The sequence below is a fragment of the candidate division WOR-3 bacterium genome (assembly GCA_039801725.1).
Lineage (GTDB): Bacteria > Hydrothermota > Tepidihabitantia > Tepidihabitantales > DTDR01 > DTDR01.
Map to the genome: position 1 here is coordinate 1 of JBDRVE010000024.1, position 25,366 is coordinate 25,366.

At 32.2% G+C, this 25,366-nt stretch carries 17 protein-coding genes; 11 read left to right on the forward strand and 6 right to left on the reverse strand.

Translation table 11 applies throughout. The features are described 5' to 3' along the window. Positions 1-292: DUF4412 domain-containing protein (locus tag ABIK75_05810; protein ID MEO0090604.1), on the forward strand; the 292-nt coding region annotated here is incomplete at its 5' end. A gap of 3 nt (positions 293-295) precedes the next feature. Here the strand turns inward: ABIK75_05810 and ABIK75_05815 are convergent. Genes ABIK75_05815 through ABIK75_05825 form a run of 3 tightly spaced genes read right to left on the reverse strand, consistent with a single transcriptional unit; the run spans position 296 to position 3,342 of the window. Beyond that, positions 296-1,492: a TIGR04013 family B12-binding domain/radical SAM domain-containing protein gene (locus ABIK75_05815; protein ID MEO0090605.1), complete on the reverse strand. Its 1,197-nt coding sequence runs from the start codon at positions 1,490-1,492 to the stop codon at positions 296-298. Further along, positions 1,485-2,735 (reverse strand): histidine--tRNA ligase, encoded by a 1,251-nt coding sequence (gene hisS / locus ABIK75_05820; protein ID MEO0090606.1) that lies wholly within the window; start codon positions 2,733-2,735, stop codon positions 1,485-1,487. The genes ABIK75_05815 and hisS overlap by 8 nt, the downstream gene beginning before the upstream one ends. A gap of 1 nt (position 2,736) precedes the next feature. Then, positions 2,737-3,342, reverse strand: a complete 606-nt coding sequence (locus ABIK75_05825; GenBank protein MEO0090607.1) for a V-type ATP synthase subunit D — start codon at positions 3,340-3,342, stop codon at positions 2,737-2,739. A 75-nt stretch (positions 3,343-3,417) separates the two neighbouring features. On the opposite strand from ABIK75_05825, the gene radC reads away from it, so the two are divergent. The 7 genes from radC to ABIK75_05860 all read left to right on the forward strand — a co-directional run bounded on the left by radC (position 3,418) and on the right by ABIK75_05860 (position 14,660). Continuing rightward, positions 3,418-4,332 (forward strand): DNA repair protein RadC, encoded by a 915-nt coding sequence (gene radC, locus ABIK75_05830; protein ID MEO0090608.1) that lies wholly within the window; start codon positions 3,418-3,420, stop codon positions 4,330-4,332. Continuing rightward, on the forward strand, positions 4,332-4,721 hold the full coding sequence (locus ABIK75_05835) for an NYN domain-containing protein (GenBank protein ID MEO0090609.1): 390 nt from the start codon (positions 4,332-4,334) through the stop codon (positions 4,719-4,721). The genes radC and ABIK75_05835 overlap by 1 nt, the downstream gene beginning before the upstream one ends. A 79-nt stretch (positions 4,722-4,800) precedes the next feature. Further along, positions 4,801-5,820, forward strand: coding sequence for a hypothetical protein (locus ABIK75_05840; protein MEO0090610.1), 1,020 nt, complete (start codon positions 4,801-4,803; stop codon positions 5,818-5,820). Positions 5,821-5,833: 13 nt separating this feature from the next. Then, a complete protein-coding gene (locus ABIK75_05845) occupies positions 5,834-8,575 on the forward strand; it encodes a TonB-dependent receptor (protein MEO0090611.1) in 2,742 nt (913 codons plus the stop codon). A 12-nt stretch (positions 8,576-8,587) separates the two neighbouring features. Further along, on the forward strand, positions 8,588-11,518 hold the full coding sequence (locus ABIK75_05850; GenBank protein ID MEO0090612.1) for a hypothetical protein: 2,931 nt from the start codon (positions 8,588-8,590) through the stop codon (positions 11,516-11,518). Positions 11,519-11,528: 10 nt separating this feature from the next. Continuing rightward, entirely contained in the window at positions 11,529-12,557 is a 1,029-nt protein-coding gene (locus ABIK75_05855; protein ID MEO0090613.1) for a PorV/PorQ family protein, read from the forward strand. 60 nt (positions 12,558-12,617) lie between these two features. Next, positions 12,618-14,660 (forward strand): clostripain-related cysteine peptidase, encoded by a 2,043-nt coding sequence (locus ABIK75_05860; GenBank protein MEO0090614.1) that lies wholly within the window; start codon positions 12,618-12,620, stop codon positions 14,658-14,660. On the opposite strand, the gene ABIK75_05865 is transcribed toward ABIK75_05860, so the two are convergent. The 3 genes from ABIK75_05865 to purH all read right to left on the reverse strand — a co-directional run bounded on the left by ABIK75_05865 (position 14,661) and on the right by purH (position 19,677). Then, complete coding sequence (locus tag ABIK75_05865; GenBank protein ID MEO0090615.1) at positions 14,661-17,117, reverse strand: DNA polymerase I; 2,457 nt, start codon at positions 17,115-17,117, stop codon at positions 14,661-14,663. After that, entirely contained in the window at positions 17,110-17,850 is a 741-nt protein-coding gene (locus ABIK75_05870) for a sugar phosphate nucleotidyltransferase (protein MEO0090616.1), read from the reverse strand. The genes ABIK75_05865 and ABIK75_05870 overlap by 8 nt, the downstream gene beginning before the upstream one ends. Positions 17,851-18,165: 315 nt before the next feature. Continuing rightward, positions 18,166-19,677: a bifunctional phosphoribosylaminoimidazolecarboxamide formyltransferase/IMP cyclohydrolase gene (gene purH, locus ABIK75_05875; protein ID MEO0090617.1), complete on the reverse strand. Its 1,512-nt coding sequence runs from the start codon at positions 19,675-19,677 to the stop codon at positions 18,166-18,168. 88 nt (positions 19,678-19,765) lie between these two features. Here purH and ABIK75_05880 point away from each other — a divergent pair, with 88 nt between their 5' ends. The 3 genes from ABIK75_05880 (at position 19,766) to ABIK75_05890 (ending at position 25,226) form a co-directional block, all read left to right on the forward strand. Beyond that, positions 19,766-21,421, forward strand: coding sequence for a HEAT repeat domain-containing protein (locus ABIK75_05880; protein MEO0090618.1), 1,656 nt, complete (start codon positions 19,766-19,768; stop codon positions 21,419-21,421). Positions 21,422-21,476: 55 nt separating this feature from the next. Beyond that, positions 21,477-24,032 (forward strand): ATP-dependent chaperone ClpB, encoded by a 2,556-nt coding sequence (gene clpB, locus ABIK75_05885; protein MEO0090619.1) that lies wholly within the window; start codon positions 21,477-21,479, stop codon positions 24,030-24,032. A 114-nt stretch (positions 24,033-24,146) separates the two neighbouring features. After that, positions 24,147-25,226 (forward strand): M23 family metallopeptidase, encoded by a 1,080-nt coding sequence (locus ABIK75_05890; protein MEO0090620.1) that lies wholly within the window; start codon positions 24,147-24,149, stop codon positions 25,224-25,226. The last annotated feature ends 140 nt before the right edge of the window (positions 25,227-25,366 follow it).

Consider the following 25,366-nt stretch of genomic DNA (forward strand, 5'->3'; position numbering starts at 1 on the left):
GATTTGGACTACTGATTTTTCTAAGATTGGTTTAAAACCTGAGGATTTAAAGATTATGGAAGAAATGGGAAAATTCTTTTCAGAGATGATGAAAGGAGTTTCTTTTTATAAGATACAGACCGAAAAGAAGGAAGATAAGTTTTTCGGCGTCCCTGTAAGAATAATCGGTTATGATAAAGGTGAGAAGAAATTTAAAATGGAGTTAAAAGAGATAAAACGAGAAAATCTTGCTCCAACCCTTTTTGAGATACCAAAGGGATACAAGAAAGAGAAGTTAAAGATTGAAGAATAAAAGTTAATTCCTATAAAATTCAATTAATTTCTTTCTTATTATTAGTTGCTTCTCCCAATTTCCGTAGATTTTTCCTTTCGGAAGAAGTTCTTTGATTAGTTTTATTATTTCTTCGTTATAAGAGAAATCTTTTAAACCAATTTTAAAAAGGGGTGTTTGAGGTAGAGGTATAAAAGTATGGAGATGAATTCTTGCGCCAATTTTTGTTAAATCTTTAATTACTTTTATTGTCTCTTTTATATCTTCTTCTTTTTCATTAGGAAAACCAAAAATAAAATCTAAATTTGCCTTTAAATTATTTTTTATTGTTATTTCCGTTGCCTTATAAATATCTTCTATTTTATGTCCCCGATTTATTATTTTTAAAATCCTTTCGCTACCTGATTGGGCACCAATCACTAAATTATCGTTATCACAATATTTTTTTATTAAAGATATTGTTTCTTCATTAACAAATTCCGGTCTAACTTCCGAAGGGAAAGTTCCCAAAAATATCCTTCCTTTATCCTTTATAAAATTTCTTATATTTTTCAAAAGTTCTTCTAAGGCTGAATAATTAATACTTTTGCCATCAATTGAACCATAGGCAAAACTGTTTGGTGTGATAAATCTTATATCCCTTTTGTTATTTCTTATTAATATTTCAACCAGTTTTAAGATACTATCAATTGAGCGGTGTCTCATATTTTTACCAAAAAGAAAAGGTGTTTGACAGAAATAACAACCAAAAGGGCAACCCCGAGAGATTTCAATTGGTCCAAATTTCTTATATCTCTCACTAAAAGGTAAGAAAATATCAAGATTTAAAACCTTTTCCCCATAAATTATTTTTTCTTTTGGCTTATTTTTTATCAAATCTAAAATTACATATTCTCCTTCGCCACAGACCACATAATCAAAGCCAAAATTTAAAACTTCCTTGGGCATACCGGTTGGATGAGGTCCACCAGCAATTAATGTTAAATTTTTTATATTTAAATTTCTTATCTTTTTTACCAAATTTTTTATCTCAAAAATCTGAGTAGTAAAAAAGGAGACAAGCAAAAATTTATCTCCGGTAAGTTCTTTTAATAATTTTAATAAATCCTCTTCCTTTTTGGCAAAGAAGATATTAAAATCTTTTTCTAATAAAGGAATTAAAGGATTGAAACTATAACGATTATCTTTTGAATAATAGATGATGATATTGGTCTCATACATCTATTATCTCTTTTAATTTCTCTATTATTTCTTCTTTTTTTATTTCTTGTTGATTGCCAGTAGTCATATCTTTTAATAGATAAATTCCTTTCTCTCTTTCTCTTTCGCCAATAATTATTACATATTTTATATCTAATTTATTAGCAATTTTCAGTTGTTTTTTTAAAGTTTCTAAATCGGGATTTAAATAGCAAGGAATATTTTTTTCTCTTAAAAGGTTTGCCAATTTTTCTGCTTCGTAGAAACTATCTTCACAATCATAAATTATCATTAGATTTTTATCTTCTTTTAAAAGATTTTTATTTTCTTTAAGGGCATAAAAAATTCTTTCTAAACCTAAGGCAAAACCAACACAAGGAGCATCTTCACCACCAAGTTCTTTCATTAGATTATCATAACGACCACCGCCACCGATACTAATCTTTTCTCCCAAACTTTCAGAGATAAATTCAAAGGTTGTTTTTGTGTAATAATCTAAACCTCTTACTAAATTCTCATCAATTTTATATCTGACATCAGATTTTTCTAAATATGAAAGAAATTTATCAAAATGGTTCTTGCATTCTTCACATAAAAACTCTCTTACCTTAGGACTTTCTTTTATTATCTTTTGACATCCTTCATTTTTACAATCAAAGATTCTTAGAGGGTTTTTCTCTTTTCTCTCTTGGCAATCAAAGCATAAAAATTCTATTTTATCTTTTAAATAGGTCAAAAAAGCCTCTTTAAATTTCGGTCGACATTTATCACAGCCAATAGAATTTACCAAAGTTATAGTATCTTTGAGATTGATTTCTGAAAAGAAATGGTTAGCAATTTTAATAAGTTCAAAATCACTGTAAGGACTTTTCTCACCAACAATTTCTAATCCCAATTGGTAGTGTTCTCTTAACCTTCCTTTCTGGGGTCTTTCATATCTAAACATTGGTCCAATATAATATACCCTTTGGGGAATAGGCAATTGGTTTTCAATTACTGCTCTTATTACGCCTGGTGTGCCTTCGGGTCGCAAGGCTAATAATCTTTCTTTTTTATCGTAAAAAGTATACATTTCTTTATTAACAATATCAGAAGTAATTCCCGTTGAACGATAATATAACTCAGCATATTCTAAAATTGGTGTTCTTATAAGGGAAAAACCATATAATTTTACTATCCTTTCAAAGTTGGTAATAATAAAATCGATAAAGAGACTTTCCTTAGGTAAGATATCAAGCATCCCTTTTAATCTTTTTGTGACCATTCTATTTTCTTATTCTCATTATTCTTATGAGATTTTCTCTTTCATATTCCGAAAGGCGTAAAGATATATAACGGATGGCGCTTCTCATCTGAGGGATTAATCGGTATTCTAAGGCATTTACCCTTCTTCTTGTTTTTTCAATTTCTGACGAAAGGATGGCAACAATTTTTAAAAGGGTTGATAATCTTCCCAGTTTTTTAATTAGTAAATTTAATTTTTCTAAAGCGATATCTAATAAAGAAGAAGTTTGATAAAAAGGCAAAATCTTTTCTTTTTCTAAGAGATCAAAATCATAAAGGGTTGTTTTGATATTTAAAAGAGGTAGAATACTTTCTTTTATAGAAATTTCATAATTTTGATTAATCAAAAGATTTTCATAAAAGATTCTTTTTTCTAAAAAGAAGGAAGAGTTGAGATATTTTAAAACTTCTTTCGTCTCTTCGTATACTTCTTTTCTTAATTTTTTCACTTCTTCAATATAAGAAAGTAAAATTCTTAACAATTGTTCTTGTCTATCCTTTAATAATTTATGCCCTCTAACAGCAATTATTTCCCTTTTTTTTAATCTTAATAATTCCTGTCGGGTAGCATTAGTTGGAATGAGCATAGTTTATTATAATTATTTATGGTTAAAAGTCAATTATAAGTTGACAAAAATAACAAATTTTTTATAATTAGCAAAATGGAAGAAGGGTTAATTAATTTTTTTATAGAAAAAGAAATTCTACCGTTTATTTCTAAGAAAGGTAAGATATTTTTTAAGGGAAAGGGATTAAAAAGTTTAGATAATAAAGAAAAACAAGAGATTTATAAAAAATTGGCTGAATTTATTAGAAGTCCAGAAGATTGTTTAAATTTAAGAAGAAAAATAATTAATAGAATGAAAGAGAATTATAATTTTTTACCTATCAAAAATTGGGTAGAAGAAGAAAGACCAAGGGAATTATTAATAAAAAAGGGTGAAAAGTCTTTATCTCTTGCTAAATTATTGGCAATCATATTAAGGACGGGTAAAGAAGGTGAAAGTGCTGAAGATTTGGCAAAGAAATTATTAAATCATTTTGGTAGTCTCTCAGCGATAGATAATGCCACAATTGACGAGATAAGCAAAATACCAGGCATTGGTTTAGCAAAGGCTTGCTCCTTAAAAGCCGCTTTGGAATTAGGAAAAAGATTATTAATAGAAAAGGCAGAAAATAAAAAGAAACTAAAATCACCGCAGGACGTGATTGATTATGTGAGTGAAAAAATTGGTCCCTATTTATTTAATGCTAAAAAAGAACATTTTTCGGTTATCTTTTTAGATATAAAAAATAAAGTAATTGATACCTTAGAATTAAGTAAGGGAAGTAATAATGCCAGTATTGTTGATATAAAAGAGATAATTTCAGAAGCAATAAAAAGATTGGCAAACGGTGTTATTTTAGTTCATAATCATCCTTCGGGAGAGACTGAACCTTCTAAAGAAGATATTTCTTTAACTAAAAAGATAATTCAGGCATGTAATATCTGTGGAATAAGAGTTTTAGACCACATTATCGTTGGTCGAAATAAAGAGAATTATACTAGTTTTCTAAAATTGGGATTGATTCGGTAATGTATCTTATTGATGGTTATAATCTTTTACACCAATTTTATAAAGATATTAATGAAAATAAAATAAATTATTATCGGGAAGAACTGATTTATCTTATAAAAGATTATTGCGAGATAAAAAGAAAGAAAGCCCAAATATTCTTTGATGTGAAAAGTGTTCCCCTATCTCTCTTGCCACCAATTAGATTAAAAAGCGATTATTTGAAGGTTTCTTATGTAAAGGATGCCGATTTAGCAATTATCAATATTTTAGAAAATACCAAAGATATTACTCGATATACGGTTGTTTCTTCTGATAGAAAAATCATTAATTATGCTCAAAGGAAAGGATTTAAGGTTTTCTCTTCCCAAAGGTTTAAAACTATCTTATTGACTTTTAAATGGGAATAATTAAAATAAATTTAGTTTAAATGGAATTATTAGTAATAATATTAAATATTAAATTATTACTTGAAAAGGAGGAATGTCTATGAAAGCAAAACTATCAATTTTTATCGGAGTAATTAGCATTGTGTTACTTTTTATCTCTTGTGGTAACGAACCCCCACCACCTTTCTTTAGCGGAGATGGAAAAGATTCAGCCGCAATCAAAACCCTTTTAGAAAGCGAGGTTTTACAAGTTCATCTTTTTGAAGATAACATGTTCGGGGAAGAAAATTACTTAGTACCTGTGGCACTTACTCGGGGTACCTATTTTGATTCTCTCTTAAAAAAAGATAGACCTTTTATGAAATTCTTTCCGAAAGCCTTTGGTCGAAAGAAGATAAGCCAAAGGGATTCCTTTAATATCGTCTTTATTAAAGATACAACCTGTCATGTTTATTTAATTAGGGAATTTAAAGATTCTTTGTATATCCTTACCGATTCGGTTACTCCTTATTTAGCTGATAGCGGATATTATGCTAATCGTTTTATAGCAAAGGAAACGCTTATCGTTAAGCCCTTTGATGCCATTTCTTGGCAGGTTGCCTATTTTGAACCAGTAAAGAAAGATACCGAACCGAGAGAATGGAAATTGAAAAAGATTTCTGGTTGTCAAATTATTTACGCTCCTGATGCCGAAAAAGCACCAATTTTCTATAGTCCCTTTGGAGTAATTGTATCCTCGCCAACAAAAACTTGTACTATTTTTGAATTGGAGTATCAAAGAACAGCTGATCCATCTTGTTCTTTAAAATTTTCTAACAGAAGACTTTTCTACATTGATGAAGGTGAATATGAGAAAAAAGATTCTTTATTATATTTACCAATGGATTCATTAAGGGTCACTTGTCGTTATTGGTTAAACCCGGATGATTCGGTTTATACCTTTGTTTATTATAAAGATAAAGAAACTAATAATTGGCAAAGAATCTTATCTTCACAAAAGTTTGTTCTTCCTGAAGGGTTTAATCGTTTTTATGTCGAAGGAATTACCTATGAATGTCTAACCCATATTAAAAAGGAACCAAGGGCAATTATTTGGGGAATTGCAACAAGAGTAAAATAAAAAGGAGGAAGATATGCGAAACCTTTTAAAAATTATTTTTATTCTGGCGGTATTTTTTTCTTATACCGCCTATGCCGGTGAAACAGGAAAGATTGCCGGAAGGGTGATTGATGCGAATACAAAAGAACCGCTGGTTGGGGTAAATGTAATTGTTGAAGGAACAGAATTAGGAGCTGCCACTGATGCTACCGGTCATTATTTGATTATTAATGTGCCAGTGGGTACTTATGATGTTACCGCTTCTTATGTTGGTTATGAACCAGTAAGAGTGAAAGGTGTGAAGGTAATTGTCGACCAGACAACCTATGTTGATTTCCAATTAAAACCAACAGTAATTGAAATTGAAAAACCAGTGGAAGTTACTGCGGAAAGACCAATGGTTATCAAAACCGCAGTTCAGACAACGAGAATTGCTGGTGAAGAAGAATTAAAGAAATTACCATTAACCGTTGTTACCCAATTAGTTAATCTCCAAGCAGGTGTCGTCACTCATGGTGGATTTGCTCACGTGCGTGGTGGTAGGTATGACGAAGTTTTGACATTGGTTGACGGAATTTCGGCAGTTGACCCATTCTATCAAATTGCTTATCACCGACCACCTTCAGCAGCCGTTTCCGAAGTTTCTATTATCACCGGCGGTTTTGATGCTGAGTATGGTGAAGCGATGTCCGGAGTAGTTCAAATTATTAAAAAAGAAGGCGGTGAGAGACATTCCGGTGTTTTGAGGTATACTTCTGATGATATCTTGCCATTCCGGGCATTAGATTTTGGATATAATTTTTATCAATTCTCTTTGAGTGGACCTTTATTTACAAAAAGATTACGTTATGCTTTATCTGGTGAATTGATGCATACGGAAGATGCTAACCCAACAAAATATAAACTTCAAAAACCAAGAGACGAATATACTGGCGATATTAAACTATCTTATAAATTACCAAAATCCAAATTGTCTCTTTCTTATTATACTGCTTGTTATCAATGGCAAGCCTGGGCAAATTCTTGGAAATATTGGCTTGACCATTATGCGGCAATTAGAAGTTTTGGTGACCAATTGGCAATCAATTTTAATACGATGCTTAAAGAGAATATGATTCTAGACCTTAAAGCAGGTTATCACTATTATGACCGACTACAAACCGTAAGAGATAAAGAATATCAGAAAAGAGATAAATCTCATCTCTTAGAAAAACTTGGTCTCTGGGATTTATATCGCTTCAAATCGGAAGACTATGTGTTTAGAAATCCTGAAGGTCTTTCACCAGAAAGCGCTGTGTTTAAACTTTGGAAGGATAAGGATGCGAAATGGACCGAATATAATGTCTCGGATAATAATCCTTGGGGAGTGCCTTTATTTTATTGTTATGGTGATTATCGTCTCTGGCATTATCGTCAATCAAAAACCTACAATTTTAAAGGAGATTTCACGTATGTTTATAAGAAAATCCATGAAATAAAAACTGGCTTTGAAGCAAAATTATATTCTTTGTGGTTATTAGAAAACTCTTTACCATGGTCATCCAATCCCTTCTGGGATGCTTATAAAAAATATCCTTATTCCCTTGCTTATTATATCCAAGACCGTGCCGATTTTGGTGATTTAGTGGTTAGGGCAGGTTTGCGATTTGATATGTTACATCCGAAATCAAGATATCGGAAATATGGTGAAGATGGAAGAAATGTTTTGGATACCACCACTACTGAAGCAAAACCAAAATATAAGATTTCGCCAAGATTGGGAATCAGTTTTCCAGTTACCGAAAGAATGAAATTCAGATTCTCTTACGGTCATTTCTTCCAGTCACCGACATTTACCAATTTATATGAAAGTCTTTTTGCTGATATTATTCAAAGAGGAAATATTATTGTTGGTAATCCTGACCTGAATGCCCAAAGAACAATTGCTTACGAAAGTGGTTTGGAATGGCAGATAAGTGATTTCTGGGGTGCTGATTTGACTCTATTCTATAAAGACATTTATGATTTAGTCGGTACAAGACCAGTTCCCGCTTTACCAATGGGTTATACAATTATTACTAATGTTGAATATGGAAGGGTTTTTGGCTTTGAGATTGGCTTACAAAAGAGACTTTCTAATTATTGGAGCGGAAAACTTGCTTATACTTTCCAGATTGCCAAAGGAACAGCAGCGGAAGCCTGGCAATGGTATACTTACAATTATCAAGGTATTCCTTTCACCCAAATCGACTATTACTTAGATTATGACCAAAGACATGTGCTCAATTTAGATTTAGGTTTATCTTTCCCCAGTGATTTTGTTTTCATTCCTTTGAGAGATGTTGATATTGGTGCAATCTTTAATTTTGGCAGTGGTTTCCCATATACGCCAACTGATGTTAGAGGAACAAGAATTGGTGATTTGAATTCCGCAAGAATGCCAGCAACTTGGAATATTGATGCTCGATTATCAAAAGATATTAAAATTGGTGGTTTAAATTTATCTCTTTTCTGCGATATTTTGAATGTTACCAACCGTTTAAATGTCACAAGTGTTTATTCGGCAACCGGTGCACCTGATTGGGATGGTCAAACTTTCGTGCCAGGTCAATTTAGTTGGGGACAAATTCCTGGCGATGCCGGTTATCATCCAGCGAGAGATTATAATCACGACGGTTGGATTTCCCAGTTAGAGAGATATGATTCTTATGTTAAAGCAAGAGAGGATGCGATAAATAATCCTGGTAATTATGGACCACCCAGAAGGGTAAGAATTGGAATTGGTTTCGGATTTTAAAAAGGAGGAATGATGTTTAAGAAATTATTAATTATTTTTATATTTCTCTCTTTCGTACTTATTTTCGCCAAAAGTTTAACTCCTTCCTCAGGTAAAAAAATTTTTGATATGCTGTGGATTAGGTATAACCGATGGGAATATCCTCTTTATAACGATGGTCGATTTGGTATTGATGTAACTACCGGTACCGGTGAAGCAGGCGGTTCTTGGCCAAGACCTTTAAAAAACTTCTATATTTTTGGCGCGGGTATTTGGATTGGTGCTATTTCTCCCCAAGGTGAAACATTAGTTTCCTGCGGATACGATCCAAATTCAGGTTCTAGTGAATTGTGGCCAGAAATATATTCCCGATATACTGGAAATCCAGGAGATCCTGATGATTGTATTTACTATTTCCCTGATAAATGGCCGCCACCAAAAGATAAATTTCCAATGGCACCACAAGATACAATTTCAGGAATGGATGTTTGGTGTTGCTTTTCTGATGCTCATGCACCACAACATAAACCAGGTGATACAAAACCAATTGGTGTAGATGTTTATTTAACTGGATATCATTGGAATTTACCATCTAACCGAGATATCTTCTTCTTGAAATACGATATAAAAAATGTTTCTGGTGATACTTTAAGAAATATGTATATCGGTGTAGTCTTGGATGCCGATGTTGGTGCTTATAGTGATGATATGATGGCAATGGTTTATGATGCCGCCACAAGAAGACCAAGAAAATATATTTATAACAGAACAAGAACCGATTCAATATTTGTTGATAACCTTGCTTGGATTTATGATAGTGATAACCGAGAAAACCCAGGTACCAAATGGGAAAGAGGAACACCGGGCGCAGTAGCCTATGACTTTTTACAAAGTCCTTTTGCTTTATGGGATGGTAGGGATAATGATGGTGATGGGCTAGTGGATTTTCAGGAGGTTGATAGTGAATATATCACCAATAATCGTCCTGATTTAATTGATAGTGATGAAGATGGTGTTCCTGCTTGGCGTGACTTTTCCGAAATAGAACAATTAGGAATGACTAGTTGTAAAAGATGGCCAATCGAAAACGACCCAAGGACTGATGTAGAAAAATATTTAGTTCTTGCTGGTTATGATCATACTACAAGAGAGTATAAACCTTATGATTATATTGACGAAACTCCGGCGGATAAAAGGTTTTTACAATCAAGCGGTCCTTTTAATTTACCACCCGATTCAGTAGCAACACTAGTAGTTGCAGTAATTGCCGCTAAATATGGTGAAGAAGGACAACCTTACAATCAAAGAGATACTTGGGATTTAGCAAGAGCGAGTGCCGAAGCCCAAAGATGTTATGATAAAAACTGGTTATTACCTGGTCCACCATTTCCACCGGTTGTTACCGCGATGCCACAGGATAATCGAGTGATTCTATCTTGGGATAATCGGATGGAAAAGATTCCTGATCCTTATTATAAAATTGCTCAAAGAACCGGTGACACAACTTATCGAGAATACGACTTTGAAGGGTACAAAGTTTATAAATCTCTTGACGGAATTGAATGGGAACTGAAAGCAATTTGTGATTTGAAGAACGGAATTAAATATGCTGATACCTTTAAAACCATTAAGATAATTGGTCGGGATACTACTTATCAAGAAAGCATTTTTGTCTGGGCGAATGATAAAGGAACTTTCTATTACTATGTTGATGATAGTGTAATTAATGGTCAAACCTACTATTATGCTGTGACTTCTTTTGATTATAACCGAATGCGTGGTGAAATTTTAGTATTAGAAAGTGGCATCCAACCGGTGGAAGCGACGCCAAGAAGAGAGGCAGCAAATTACAAGGCTCCCTCTTCTGATATCAGGATGCTTGTTGGCGACAGTATAAATAATAAATTCAAATTTGATATTATCTTCTCTGCTCCTTATTTAGCCAAAAATAAGGAATATCTTTTGACTTTCCTTGATCCAATATGCGATTCAGCAAACAAACAACCAATTTATCAAACAATAATTACTGACCCCAATTATACCGAGACGATAATTTCTTATCAATTGCCTTATACCTTGGGTAAAAATGAAAAATTCTATTTCCCCACCTTTGATGGAATGAATCTTATCCTTACAATGAAGTTAGATACCGCAAAAGTTGAGCCCTTTGTTTCTTTTGAAATTAAAAATGTTAACGGTAGTTATTCGGCGGAATCTTTAAGAGCAAAAGAATGTCCTGAAGCTGCCTGGGCATTTCGTGGTTCTGATTACCGACTCGTTTGGGGAAGGAAACCAGAAGGTGGATTGACATTAGAAGAGGTTTATGATTTAACCAACGGAGTGAGGGTAGAATATAATCCAAAATTTAATCAAAATACTTATTATAATTACGGCAACTGCTGGGCATTTCAGATTGGAAGAACAACGCAACCATCGGATACTTTGAGGAATAATGAAATATTTATCTATTTACCTGGTGGATATGTTCAAATTAGAAAAGGTGGTGCAATAAATCCACAAATCAAACAGATGATTCAACCTGGCGATACCTGGTATATCTATTCTAACAAAACTTACGGAACAGCGCCTTCTTATAATAAATTTAAGATAACAACAACTGAAATGGAATTTACCGATATGGCTGGTCAGAAACTGAATGTGAAGGTTGTTCCTAATCCTTACATTATTACCAACAAATGGGAAAAGACAACGCTTGCGAGAAGATTGCAGTTTGTGAATTTGCCTGATGAATGTACTATTAGAATTTTCAATCTAGCTGGCGATTTAGTAAAGATAATCGAGCATAAATCTTCGGAAAAGGGAACTAAAAATAACAAATTTGGTGGAACTGCCGAATGGAATTTGTTAAACCAACACGACCAGAAGGTTTCCAGTGGTGTTTATATCTTCCATGTCGATTCGAAGTACGGTAAACAGATTGGTAAATTTGCTATTATAATGTAAGGAGGATAAGATGAGAACTAAATTATTAATTTTAGTTTTGATTATAACGGTGGCTTTCGGTGCCTTTGATAAAAGAGGGACAACGGGGGCTTCTTGGTTAAAGATTGATGTTGGTCGGGCAAGCGGAATGGGTTCTTCTTTTGTTGCTCTTTCGGATGATGCCACTGCTACTTTTTATAATCCTGGTGGTTTAGCCCTTTTGACAAAAAGAGTAATTTTCTTTAATCATATTGATTGGATTGCTGATGTTTCTCATGAATATTTAAGCGCGGTTATTCCGGCAGGAGCGGTTGGCAATTTTGGTTTTTCCGTTATTGCCTTAACAATGGGTAATATGATGGAGACAAAGATTGATTCGTTATATACTCCCCAAAGAGAAGATGAGAGTACCGGTTTACGTTTTGGTGCTTCCGGAATGGCGGTTGGTATTAGTTTTGCTCGTTATTTTACTGAAAAATTATCAATTGGCATTGGTTTAAAAGGAATTCAAGAAAGAATTTGGGATATGTCCGCAAGCACTTTCGCTTTTGATGTAGGTTTCCATTTCAATACTGGTTTTCATAATTTAAGAATTGGTGTTGCTATTAACAATTATGGTCCGGAAATTGCTTATACCGGTGGAAGATTAAGAAGAATTGAAAGAGATGAAAAGACCGGAAAGGAAGTGCCAATTTCCTATGTCTCTACGCCTGTTCCTATTCCCACAACTTTTAGGTTCGGAATTGCTGCCGATTTAATTTCGAATGAGAATTCTCGTTTGACTTCCTGCTTCGATTTGGTTCATTATAATGATATCAACGAAACCTTCAATATTGGTCTTGAATATTTGGTTTCTAAGATGTTTTCTATCAGAGCCGGTTATATTTTAAATACTGACAGTGAATATCGTGATCAAATTCATTGGATGACAGGACTTTCTGGAGGTTTAGGAATAAAAACCAGATTAATGAACGGAATGGAATTTGAGATTGATTATAGTTATCGCCATCATTACTATTTACTCGGTTCTCATCGGTTAAGCGTCAGTTTTGCCTTTTAGTAAACATTAAAAAGGAAGGCTTTTGGGGGTTGAGCCTTATCAACCCCCTTTTTTTATTTTATGAAGAAACTATTTATATATTTTACTTTTCTCTCTTTCCTTTTTGGAAAATCAAAATGGACAATTATTTTATATTTTGCCTGCGATAATGATTTATCTAATGCTGGTTATCAAGAGATTTTGAAATTAACCAATTTGGGATATAATAAAAAGGTAAGAACAATAATTTTAATTGATAATGCCTATTATGATACCGCACCTTTTCCTAAAATTTATGAGTTAAATAACGGAAATGTTGAGTTAAAAAGAAAATTACCCGAAGTTAATATTGCTGATGTAAATTTCTTTAGTGATTTTATAAGATTTATTAAGGAAAATTACGAAAGTGATAATTATTTTTTAATATTTTATAGTCACGGTAACGGATGGTATCACAGTTTAAATCGGGCATTTTTGTATGACGAAACAAACCAATCTTCTCTTTCTGTGGCCGGTGGCGGTTTAAAAGAGTTTCTTAAAAAGGCAAAAGAAATTTTTAATAAAAAAATAAAGATTCTTGGTTTTGATGTCTGTTTAATGGGAATGGTGGAAATTGCTTTTGAGATATTTGATTATTGTGATTATCTTTTTGCTTCACCAAGTATCTTGCCAGTTTCTGCTTGGGATTATAAAAGTTTGGTAAAAAAGATTGAAGAAGAACCGGAGATAAAAATCAACGAACTTGCCCAATTTTGGTCAGAGAAGAATTTAGAAAATATAAGAAATAGAGGAGAGGAAGGGATTTTTTCTGCTATTGATTTAAATAAATTAAGAAAGGAATATGGAAAGGCATTCTCTTTTCTAAAAGAAAAGGATAAAAACTTGATTTCTCAAATAAGAAATAAAATTCAAACCTATCCTTTTTTTGAAAGAGAAGATTCTTTATCTTCCCATATTGATTTTTTCCATATTTTAAAAGAATTAAATTTTGAAGGTGGAATATTTTCTTCAATAATTAGTATAAAAAAAACTGATTTTTATAAAAATGGTTATGGTTTAGCAATATTTTTCCCTTATCATTATCTTGGTTTTAAAAAATATATAAAGGAATACTTTTTATTAACTTTTCAAAAGGAAGTTAAATGGCTTGAATTTCTGAATGAGTATTATTCTTTAGACGATATAAGACCGGAAAGGATAAAAGAAATAAGGATAGAAATAAAAAGAAATAATGCTTTTATAAATTTTTCTAAATCTTTTGACTTAACAGAAATTAATTATTATTTATATTTTTTTAATTCTTTTGATACTATCTTCTACGATTCCTGTGAAAATTTTGCTTTTTGGGATAATTACGGATTTTCTTTATCTGATAGATTTGCTAAAAGAGGTAAATCCTTTTATTCTAATGAAGGTCTTTTATTAAATAATTACTTAATTACCAAAGAGAAAATAAACTTATCAGAAGGGGGATTAATAATCTTTGATTTGCTTTACAATACTGAAGAAACCTATTTAAATAAAATCAAAAGGGATGTGTTCTATTTGGAATATTCTTTCGATAAGATTAACTTTTATAAGTTAGACTCTTTTTATGGAAAAAGTGATTATTTTGAAGAAGTAAGGATTTTTTTACCACAGGGAAATTATTATCTAAGGTTTCGCTACCAAACCGATTCTTCAATCACTAATTTAGGAGTTTTTATTGATGAGATAAGAATTATTGCCTTTAAAAATTTAAAGGAATATAAGGTTTTTAATGATACCAATTATTATTTTCATCATCTAAAGAAAGGGAGATATTATCTTTTTCTTATTCCGGTTGATAAATATGGTAATAAAGGATTTGGTAGTGACTTTTCTTCTTTTGAAATCTTAGAATATGCACCAATTATTTCTTTGCCAAATCCCTTTATAAATCAGAATAATTTTTTATTAGATATTCCAAAAAATTCTTCCTTTCTTTTAAGAATTTATGATTTAAAAGGTAGTTTAGTTTATCAGAGAAAAATAGCAGAAGAAAGAGTATTTTTAGAAGAAATAAAGAATTTGAGAAAAGGAATTTATCTACTTTTTATTAATGAAAAGGGTTATAAAATAGGAGGAAAGATAATTAAGATTTAATTAAGAATGGGCTTCTTGCCAGTTTTTACCAACACCAATATTTACTTTTAATGGCACCTTTAAGGGATAAATATTTTCCATTGTCTCTTTAATAATCTCTTTAGCCTCTTCTATTCTTTCTTTTTCTATCTCAAATAAAAGTTCATCGTGGATTGTTAGAATTAAGCCGATATTGAATCTATTTTCTATTAGTTTTCTATCTACTTCAACCATTGCTTTTTTTATTATATCAGCAGCACTTCCTTGGATTGGTGCATTAATTGCCTGTCTTTTTGCCTGTTCATAAAGGGTTTTGTTTGGTGATAAAAGGGCAGGAAAGTATCTTGGTCTGCCAAAAAGAGTTTTAGTATAGCCTTCTTCTTTCGCTTTTCTTATTACCTCTTCCCGCCATTCTTTTACCTTCGGAAAACTATTTAAATAATTCTCCATAAACTCTTTTGCCTCTTCCTTTTTTAATCGCAAACTTTCTGCTAATCCGTAATCGCTCATTCCGTAAATAAGACCGTAATTGACCATTTTAGCAAATCTTCTCATATCCTCTTTTACCTCTTCTTCCTTCACTTTAAAAATCTTTGCTGCTGTTGTTGTGTGGATATCCTTATCTTGTAAAAAGACATCTATTAAATTCTCATCTTCGGTAATATGGGCTAAAATTCTTAATTCAATTTGGGAATAATCAGCCGAGATTAAAAGATAACCTTCTTCTGAGATAAACCCTTTTCTAATCTTCTGTCCTAATTCACCACGAACCGGAATATTTTGTAAATTGGGAGAAAGAGAGGCAAGGCGACCAGTAGATGTTTTTGTTTGGTCAAAATAGGTATGGAGTCGCTGGTTTTCATCGCACATCTCCGGAAAGGGTTTAAGATAAGTAGTTAAGACTTTGTTCAATTCCCGATAGCGGAGGATTTTTTCAATTATTGGTGAATAGGGAAGAAGTTCAATCAATACTTCGGAAGCGGTTGACCTTTCTTTTCCTTTGGGGATTGGTAATTTTAGCCGATCAAATAATACCTCGGCAAGTTGTTTAGGAGAATTGAGATTAAATACTATACCGGATAATTGATAAATCTCTTTTTGTAAAGAGAAAATCTCCTTTTCTAACTCTTTTGTTAATTGTTTAAAGAATTGAATATCAATTTTTATTCCTCTTTTTTCCATTCGGTAAAGACAAGGGATTAAGGGCATTTCAATATCGTAGAAAAGTTTGGTTAAATCTCTTACAAGTAATTCCGGTAAAATCTGTTGATAGATTGAGTAAATATAGTAAACTCCCTCTTTCGGTATAACGTTCTTTTTCAAAATTTTTAAATAGGATAAAATTAAATCCTCTAAAAGAAATCTTTTTCTTTCTGGTTCCAAGAGATAGGCAGCAATTTTGATATCAAAAACATTTTTTAATTCCAAATCTTCCAGATATTTATATTGTTCTTTTAAATTATAAGTAATCTTTTCTTTATCGGTGGTAAAAATTTCTTTTAGATTTTCTAAATTTCCTTCGTAAAGATTATTTTTATTTCCAATATAAATTTTGTTATCGGTTATTAAAAAGGCAAAATTTTCTTCTTTTAGTATTGGAGACGGGTCAGTAACGATTTTCAATGTCTTTCCGATCTCAATTTTATCTTCTTCAAAATCGCTAAGAAAGGTTTTAAAACCGAGTTCCTTAAAGAGGGAAAGAAGCTTTTTACTATCTTTTTCTTTAATCTTTAAATCTTCCAAAGAAACTTCAATTGGCACATCCTCTTTCAAACTAATTAATTTTTTGGAAAATAGAATTTCTTCCTCTTTTCCTTTTAATCTGGGATCTTCTTTTAATGCCTTTTCTAAATTTCCATATTTTTTTAATATTTCAATTGCAGTTTTTTCACCAATCCCTTTTACCCCCGGTACATTATCAATCTTATCACCAACTAACACAAGATAATCGCTTATCTTTTTCGGTTCGATCCCAAATTTTTCCTTTATCTTTTTTGGATCGTAAAAAACTTCTTTGTAAGTATCATAGATAATAATATCCTCATCAACAATTGGAAATAAGTCTTTATCCGTAGCCACAATATAAACTTTGTAACCCATATTCTTTATTTTTTTTGCTAAGGTACATAATACATCATCGGCTTCGTAACCAGGCACTTCCAATGTTTTTATTCCGTAGGCTGTGCAGATTTCTTTAATTATTGGAACCTGATATTTTAAGTCACTTGGGGCTTCCGGTCTTACTTTTTTATACTCTAAAAATATCTTGTGTCTAAAAGTGGGTGCCTTGGAATCAAAAACACAGGCAAGATATTTCGGTTTTCTTTCTTTTAAAATCTTTCTTAAAGTATTAACAAAACCAAAGATAGCCGAGGTGTTTTCCCCACGGGCATTTCTTAAAGGATTTCTGATAAAGGCATAATAAGAACGGTAAATTAAGGAATGGCCATCTAATAGATAAACCTCTTTTTTATCCATCTTTATTTTCTTTTAAATACATTTCTCTTACTAAACTGATTGCTCGATAATAGGATTCAAAAGATGTTCCGGCATCTGCCCACCAGCCTTTTAAGATTTCGTAAGTAAGTTCTCCTTTTTCTAAATACCGGTTATTCACATCAGTAATTTCTAATTCCCCTCTTTTTGATGGTTTTAGAGTTCTAATGATATCAAATACCTGATTATCATACATATAAATTCCCGTCACCGCATAGGGAGATTTTGGTATTTCGGGCTTTTCTTCAATTCTTACTATTTTATCATTTTCAAATACCGGTACACCAAATCTTTCAGGATTTTTTACTTCCTTTAAAAAAATCTTTGCTCCCTTTTCTTGTTTTTCAAATTTTTCCACATATTCTCTAATATCATCCTCAAAGATATTATCGCCAAGGATTACAACTATCTTATCACCATCAGCAAAATCTTCAGCCAAAGATAAGGCAGCAGCAATACCTGTCTCTCCTTCTTGATAAGTATAATGTAATCTCTTTAAACCAAAATCCTTACCGTTACCTAACAACCTTAAAAAATCACCCGCATTATTTCCACCAGTAACAATCAATATATCTTCAATACCGCAGGATACCAATTTTTTTATCGGGAAGAAAATCATTGGTTGGTTATAAACCGGCAAAAGATGTTTATTAGTTACCTTTGTTAAAGGATATAATCTTGTTCCCAAACCACCTGCAAGGACAACTCCTTTCATTTTTAAATTTTATTTAAAGAGATTTTATTTTCAATAACTCCAGTAATAAATACTCAAAAACCAATTTGGCTTTATTTTTGGTTTGTAAAAAGAAATTAATTTAAAAATTTCTGGTAACCTTTTGGGCTTCTTTTTCGTTATATATATAAAGGGAGAAAAATATGAAAATTAAAAAGGAGGTCTTAAAGGGTATTAGATAAATAAAATAACCTCTCTCTATCTTCTTTTTATATACTTCTCTCAACATAGGGAATATTCTTTTTATTAAAATAGGAGCAGTATAGGATATATTATAGTATCTGAGTTATTATTTAATTAATGACGAAAATGTCTTATATTTGTAAAGATAAGAGAAATATTATTTTCTTCGCAGGCTTTAATAACCTCTTCATCTCTTAATGAACCACCTGGTTCAACAACTACTTTAATACCGCATTTTGCTGAAATATCAATAGAGTCTCTAAAAGGGAAAAAGCCGTCTGATGCCAAAACGCCACCTTCGCACCTTCCTTCACTCTTCTTAATGGCAATTTCTACCGAATCAACACGGGAAGTCTGCCCAGCACCAATTCCCACAGTCATTAAATCTTTCACAATCACAATTCCATTTGATTTCACATATTTAACCGCAAAATAGGCAAAGAGGGCATCCTTTAATTCCTCTTCGGTTGGCATTCTTTTTGTCATTAGTTTAAAGTCTTCCTTTCCAACAATCCTTTTATCCTTTTCTTGTAAGAGATAGCCGGTTAGACAATTTCTTATCTCAAAACCATCTTCACTTTTCTCTAACTTAATAATCCTTAAATTCTTTTTCTTTTTTAATATATTTAAGGCATCTTCGCTAAAAGAGGGAGCACAGATTACTTCTAAGAAGATAGTATCAATAATCTTTTCGGCAGTTTCTCTATCCACCTCCCAATTAAAGCCAACAATTCCACCAAATGCCGATTTTGGGTCAGAAAGAAAAGCCTTCTCAAAAGCCTCCTTTATTGTCTCTCCTAAAGCAATACCACAAGGGGTATTATGTTTAATAATACAACAGAGTTTATAATCTTTAAATTCTGGAAAATTAAAATCTGAGATAATATTATAAACGGTATTTATATCCAAAAGGTTATTATAAGATAATTCCTTTCCCCAAAGATAAGTAAAATTCTTATTTATAAATGGGTTGTTATAATAAAAGCCAACTTGATGCGGATTTTCACCATAACGTAATTTCTGCTCTCTTTTTAGTGGCAGAGTTAAATAATCCTGAAAAATATCTTCCTTATTTAGTTTTCTAAAATATTCACAAATTATACTATCATAATAACTGACATAATTAAACGCCTTATAAGCAAGTTTTCTTTTTAATTCCATACTTACTTCACCGTATTTTTTAATCTCCGAGATAACCATTGGGTAATCATTCTTATCACAGATAGTTGTTACATATTTGTAATTCTTTGCTCCTGCCCTTAAAAGAGATACACCACCAATATCAATCAATTCAATCATTTCTTCTTCTCTTAAATTACTTAAAATATACTTATCAAAGGGATAGAGATTACAGACAACAATGGAAATTGGCTTTATTCCTTCTTCCTCTTTGCCAAAAGAAAGTATGCCACCAAAGATTAAGGGATGTAAAGTTTTTACCCTTCCTTTTAAGATTTCTTTAAAGCCAGTATATTCGCTAATTTCAATAACTGGCAGATTATTATATTTTAAGATTTCATAAGTTTTGGAAGTGGCGATAATTTGGTAGTTTAAAGAAGACAATTCTTTAGCAAAATCCACTATTCCTTCTTTATCGTAAATACTAATTAAGGCAAGTTTATTCATTTTTAAACAATGTTAATTTTAATAAAATTATAAAAAATTTCAATTATTTTTTATTTGACAAAAGAAAATTTTTAGGTTATTATTCAATATGGATGAAATTGAGAGGCTGAAAAGGGAACTTTCCCATCCAGAAATACGCAGAAGATTAAAGGCAATAGAAGATTTGGCATTTCTAAAAACTCCCCAAGCAATCTTTCTTTTATTGGAAACCTTAGCAAGCGAGGCAAATACAGTTATTAGGGAGAAGATAATTGAAGAGATTTTGAAAATTGGTAAAGGGGTAGTTCCTTATATTTTAGAAATGCTGAAAGTTGAGAAAGAAGTAGTGAAAGGCTTAGAGACAAGAAAAATAGAAAAACCAGTAATTAGAATTTTTTGCCAATTACTTGCCAAATTGGAGGCTAAAGAGAGTGAGGATATTTTGATTGAACTTTTGAAAGACGACGATCCGCTGATAAAGACTTCGGCTTGCGAAGCCTTGGGAAATTTAAAAAGTAAAAAAGCAATAGAAAATATTTTTCCGTTACTTTATGATATAAATTTTTGGGTAAGAACTTGTGCCTGTAGTGCTTTGGGAGAGATTGGTGATAGTAAGGCGGTTCCGCACCTTTTAGAAAAATTACAAGACGAGAGCCATTGGGTAAGAAGCGCAGCCTGTGAAGCTTTAGGAAAGATTGGCGATAAAAAGGCAAGTGAAGAACTTGCCTATCTATCTTTATATGATGAATCTGAAATTGTCCGGGAAGCAGCAATTAAGGCATTGACAATGATTGGTGAAACTTTTATTTCACCTTATCTTAATGCTTTAATGAGCGATGATTTAAATAAGAGGTTTAAGGCAATGGAGATATTGATAAAAGAGGGGAAGGTGGTTTTGTATCCTTTGTTATCTCTTTTAAATAATCCAAGTAATGTATTAAAAACCTGCATTTGCGAAATCTTAGGTAAAATTGGTGACGAGCGAGCGATCGAAGGTTTGGCAAATCTTTTTAAGGAAAAGGATATTAATGTCCAGATGGCGGCGGTTAATGCTTTAGCAAACATTAAAAGCGAAAAAACCTGTTCCTACTTACTTAATCTTCTTTCTTCCCCTAATCCAACAATTGCTGATTTGGCGAAAAAAGCATTAATTAAATTGAGCGAAAAAAGCATCAATATTTTACTTACTGAATTAACAAGAATTAAAGAAGAGGAGAAGAAAATAAAAATTATTGAAATTCTTGGTGATATTAAAAATAAAGAAAGTATTGGGATCTTATTAAAAACTTGCAAAGAGAGAAGTCCTTTAGTTAGATTTCACTCAGCACTGGCATTGAGCAAGATTGTTGCTTTACCACCTATTGAAAAAAGAAAAGAGATTATTGAAGAAATGGTGAAACTTTTGAAAGACGATTCTTTTTTTGTTCGCAGTGCGGCTTTGGAGGTTTTGGGAATCTTAAGAGCAGACGAAGTATTTGAAGAAGTGATAAAAATGTTGGGAGACCCTGAAACGAGTGTGAAGAGAAAGGCAGTTTGGGCAATTTCTGAAATTGGTGGTAAAAGAGCAGTGGATATTTTGAAAAAAGCAATAAATTCTGAAGAATCGCCGGTTAAGATTGAAGTAATTAATTCTCTAATAAAATTAAAGGATAAAGAAGCCTTACCCCTTTTAAAAAAGATTGCTCGCCCCTGGCCTTTTTCGAAAGAAGATAGCGAAGTTAAGAAAGCTGCCAAAGAGGGGATCCAAATACTAAAAAACCTTTAATAAAGTTTTTCAAATCTTTGTTTTAATCTGAGAGTCTAAAATATTGGAGGTCAAAATGGTTTTAGACAAATTTACTCAAAAAGCCCAACAAGTAATAATTCGGGCTAAGGAACTTGCTGAGGAAAAGAAAAACCCGGAGATAAAGCCTATCCATATTCTTTTTTCTTTATTAGAAGATGCCGAAGGAACTATATTTAAAATTCTAAAGAAAATTGGGATAAATTTAGAGAAATTCCAAAGAGATGTGGAAGAACTTTTACAAAGAGAGCCGGTAGTGAATTATGTTACTGACGTGTATATTTCCTACGAGACTAAAAAGGTGTTAGACTCTGCCTTAGAATGGGCAAAACAAATGAAGGATGATTATGCTGGTACCGAACATTTATTTCTGGCTCTATTTGATGTTTCTTCTCTTAAAAATCTATTTCGGAATTATAATTTAACGCCGGAATTATTTTTATCTGGTTTAAAAGATGTTAGAGGCCATCAAAGAATTACTTCGCCGGATGCCGAAGAGACTTACGAAGCTTTATTAAAATTTGGTAGGGATTTGACCGAAATGGCAAGAGAAGGAAAACTTGACCCGGTTATTGGTCGAGATGAAGAGATTCGAAGGGTGATTCAGATTTTATCAAGAAGAACAAAAAATAATCCAGTTTTGATTGGTGAAGCCGGTGTTGGCAAAACGGCGATAGTTGAAGGACTTGCTCAAAGAATTGTTAAAGGCGATGTTCCGGAGAAATTAAGAGATACGAGAATTTTTGCTTTAGATATGGGTGCTTTGATTGCTGGTACTAAATATCGAGGAGAATTTGAAAATCGTTTAAAAGCAGTTTTGAAAGAAATAAAAGCCCAAGAGGGGAAAATTATTCTCTTTATTGATGAAGTGCATACGGTTGTTGGTGCTGGTGCTGCGGAAGGAGCAATTGATGCTGCCAATATTTTGAAACCAATGCTTGCCCGAGGCGAATTACGTTGTATCGGTGCGACAACGGTACAGGAATATCGAAAATACATTGAAAAAGATAAGGCATTAGAAAGAAGATTCCAACCGGTATTTGTTAATGAACCCTCAGTAGAAGAGACAATTTCAATTTTAAGAGGGCTAAAAGAAAGATACGAAGTCCATCACGGAGTGAAGATTAGTGATTCGGCTTTAGTGGCAGCAGCAATTTTATCAAAAAGATATATTGCTGATAGATTTTTACCGGATAAAGCAATTGATTTAGTTGATGAAGCAGCAGCCAAGTTAAAAATGGAAATCACTTCTAAACCGACAGAAATTGATGAGATTGAAAGAAAAATTTGGCAATTAGATATGGAGAGGATTTCTCTTCAGTCGGAAGAAGATAGTGAGTCAAGAGAACGCCTTAAAAAAATTGAAGAAGAATTGGCCGAATTGAGAAAAGAGAAACAAGCGTTAGAGGAGAAATGGCAAAAAGAAAGGGAAATTATTAACCAGATTACTAAAATAAAAGAAGAGATTGAAAACACTAAAAAAGAAATTGAAAAGGCAGAGCGGGTTTATGATTTGAATCGGGCAGCCGAATTAAAATATGGAAAATTAACAAAATTGGAAAAAGAATTGGCAAGATTGGAAGAAGAAATTGAAAAATTAGATAAGAATGGAAAGAGATTGTTGAGAGATGTGGTGACTGCTGAAGATATTGCTGAAGTAGTTTCTTCTTGGACAGGGATACCGGTAACGAAACTTTTAGAATCCGAAAAGGAAAAATTAAAGAAATTAGAAGAGCATATTCACCAACGGTTAGTTGATCAGAACGAAGCAGTAAGATTAGTGTGTGAAGCGATAAGAAGGGCAAGAGTTGGGTTAAAAGAAGAAAAAAGGCCCATTGGTTCCTTTCTCTTTTTGGGTCCCACGGGTGTTGGAAAAACTGAGTTGGCAAGAACTTTAGCGGCGGTTTTATTTGATAGTGAAGATGCGATGATTAGGATTGATATGTCCGAATATATGGAAAAACATACAGTTTCTCGTTTAATTGGTGCGCCTCCTGGTTATGTTGGTTATGAAGAAGGTGGTCAATTAACCGAGGCAGTAAGAAAAAGACCTTATTCGGTTATTCTTTTTGACGAGATTGAAAAAGCCCATCCCGATGTTTTTAATATCTTTTTACAAATTTTGGATGATGGGCGACTTACCGATGGTCAAGGAAGAACAGTCGATTTCAAAAATACTATAATTATTATGACTTCTAATTTGGGAACCGAGTTGATAAGAGAGGGGAGGATAAGCAAACAGGAGTTGTTGACTTTATTAAAAAGAAGTTTCCGTCCGGAATTTCTTAATCGGATCGATGAGATTGTTGTTTTCAATCCGCTATCTTACTCCGATGTTAAAAAGATTATTGACATTCAACTAAATTTACTTAAAATTAGATTAAAGGAGTTGGGAGTAGAATTGGAGGTAGAAGAAAAAGTGAAAGATAAAATTGCCGATGAAGGATTTGATAAAGAATTTGGTGCTCGACCATTAAAAAGGACAATCCAAAGACTCATTGAAAATCCGCTTGCCAAATTGCTTCTTGATGAAAAGCCCCGAAGGATAACGGTTTATTTAGAAAATGGCGCAATAAAGTTTAAGAAAGAATAATTTTGCCGAGGGCGGGATTTCATCCCTCCTTCCCCTCTTAACCCACACAAATCCCTCCGTCTCGCCCTCGGCAAATTTTATTGACTTTTTTAATTTTAAAAATATAATTTTAAGGTGATAAAAATTTTTTTCTTATCTTTTTTGCTTACTTATGAAATTTATGTTGTTAGAAAGAACGATACTCCTTCTACCATATTAGAAAAAAGAATTAATCAAAAAGATTTAAAGGAAAAGATTCTTAACTTTTTTTCTTTACTCAATTTAACAAAGAATATTAACATTGGTGATACTTTTCTTTTTACGGACACTTTAATAATTTATAAAAAAGATATTTTTAAGACCTATTACTTTTATAAAAAAGAAAATTATGTGAATTTGGCAATGCCCTTTTATTTTCTTGTGAAAAATAAAAAAGTGATAAAAGGAGAGATAGAAAATTCTCTTTATTTTAGTATGCTCTCTTTAAAGGAGACTTCGAAATTAGTAAGTAGTTTCGCTGAGATCTTGGAATGGGATATTGATTTTTTTACTGAATCCCATAAAGGTGATTCTTGGTTTTGTTATTTGGAGAAGGTTTATTTAGTAAATATTAATAATGAGACAATTCCTTATGATTACGGAAATATTTTTGCTGTCCGCTATAATGGCAAAGTTGGTAATTTTTATGGTTTTTATTATAAAGGTTATTATTATGATTTTAAAGGGCAATCTTTAAAAAGGGGATTTTTACGTTCGCCCTTAAGATATTCTTATATTTCTTCCTATTTTTCCTTTGCCCGTTTTCATCCAATTTTAAAAATTGTTCGTCCCCATTTAGGGATAGATTATGTGGCTCCTAAGGGAACACCAGTTTCGGCGTTAGGTGATGGTTATGTAAGTTTTGTCGGTTATAAAGGAGGCTATGGAAATTTGGTAGAGATTACTCATCCTAATGGTTACAAAACAAGATATGGGCATTTATCAAGATTTGGAAGAAATATAAAAAGGGGAAAGAAAGTAAAACAGGGTGAGATTATTGGCTATGTGGGGCAAACGGGATTAGCCACCGGTCCCCATCTTCACTTTGAAGTGATAAAAGATGGCAGACATATTAATCCATTGAAAATAAAAACTGTCCGGTATAAAGTATTAACCAATGAAGAAATCAAAGAATTTCAAATAGTTAGAGATTCCTTAGTTAAAATCTTACAATAAGTTTTTATTGACATTAAAAATTTTTTAATTTATAATAAGATGTGGAAGGAAAAATAAAATTATCTTTTTATATAAGGAGGTTATAATGAGAAAAAATTATTTTTTAATTTTATTTTCTTTATTTATTTTTGGTTTATCTT

Bases quoted from the DNA above. Each gene is read 5' to 3' on its own strand.
- ABIK75_05815 (MEO0090605.1), bottom strand. From the start codon at position 1,492: ATGTATGAGACCAATATCATCATCTATTATTCAAAAGATAATCGTTAT.
- hisS (MEO0090606.1), bottom strand. From the start codon at position 2,735: ATGGTCACAAAAAGATTAAAAGGGATGCTTGATATCTTACCTAAGGAA.
- ABIK75_05825 (MEO0090607.1), bottom strand. From the start codon at position 3,342: ATGCTCATTCCAACTAATGCTACCCGACAGGAATTATTAAGATTAAAA.
- radC (MEO0090608.1), top strand. From the start codon at position 3,418: ATGGAAGAAGGGTTAATTAATTTTTTTATAGAAAAAGAAATTCTACCG.
- ABIK75_05835 (MEO0090609.1), top strand. From the start codon at position 4,332: ATGTATCTTATTGATGGTTATAATCTTTTACACCAATTTTATAAAGAT.
- ABIK75_05840 (MEO0090610.1), top strand. From the start codon at position 4,801: ATGAAAGCAAAACTATCAATTTTTATCGGAGTAATTAGCATTGTGTTA.
- ABIK75_05845 (MEO0090611.1), top strand. From the start codon at position 5,834: ATGCGAAACCTTTTAAAAATTATTTTTATTCTGGCGGTATTTTTTTCT.
- ABIK75_05850 (MEO0090612.1), top strand. From the start codon at position 8,588: ATGTTTAAGAAATTATTAATTATTTTTATATTTCTCTCTTTCGTACTT.
- ABIK75_05855 (MEO0090613.1), top strand. From the start codon at position 11,529: ATGAGAACTAAATTATTAATTTTAGTTTTGATTATAACGGTGGCTTTC.
- ABIK75_05860 (MEO0090614.1), top strand. From the start codon at position 12,618: ATGAAGAAACTATTTATATATTTTACTTTTCTCTCTTTCCTTTTTGGA.
- ABIK75_05865 (MEO0090615.1), bottom strand. From the start codon at position 17,117: ATGGATAAAAAAGAGGTTTATCTATTAGATGGCCATTCCTTAATTTAC.
- ABIK75_05870 (MEO0090616.1), bottom strand. From the start codon at position 17,850: ATGAAAGGAGTTGTCCTTGCAGGTGGTTTGGGAACAAGATTATATCCT.
- purH (MEO0090617.1), bottom strand. From the start codon at position 19,677: ATGAATAAACTTGCCTTAATTAGTATTTACGATAAAGAAGGAATAGTG.
- ABIK75_05880 (MEO0090618.1), top strand. From the start codon at position 19,766: ATGGATGAAATTGAGAGGCTGAAAAGGGAACTTTCCCATCCAGAAATA.
- clpB (MEO0090619.1), top strand. From the start codon at position 21,477: ATGGTTTTAGACAAATTTACTCAAAAAGCCCAACAAGTAATAATTCGG.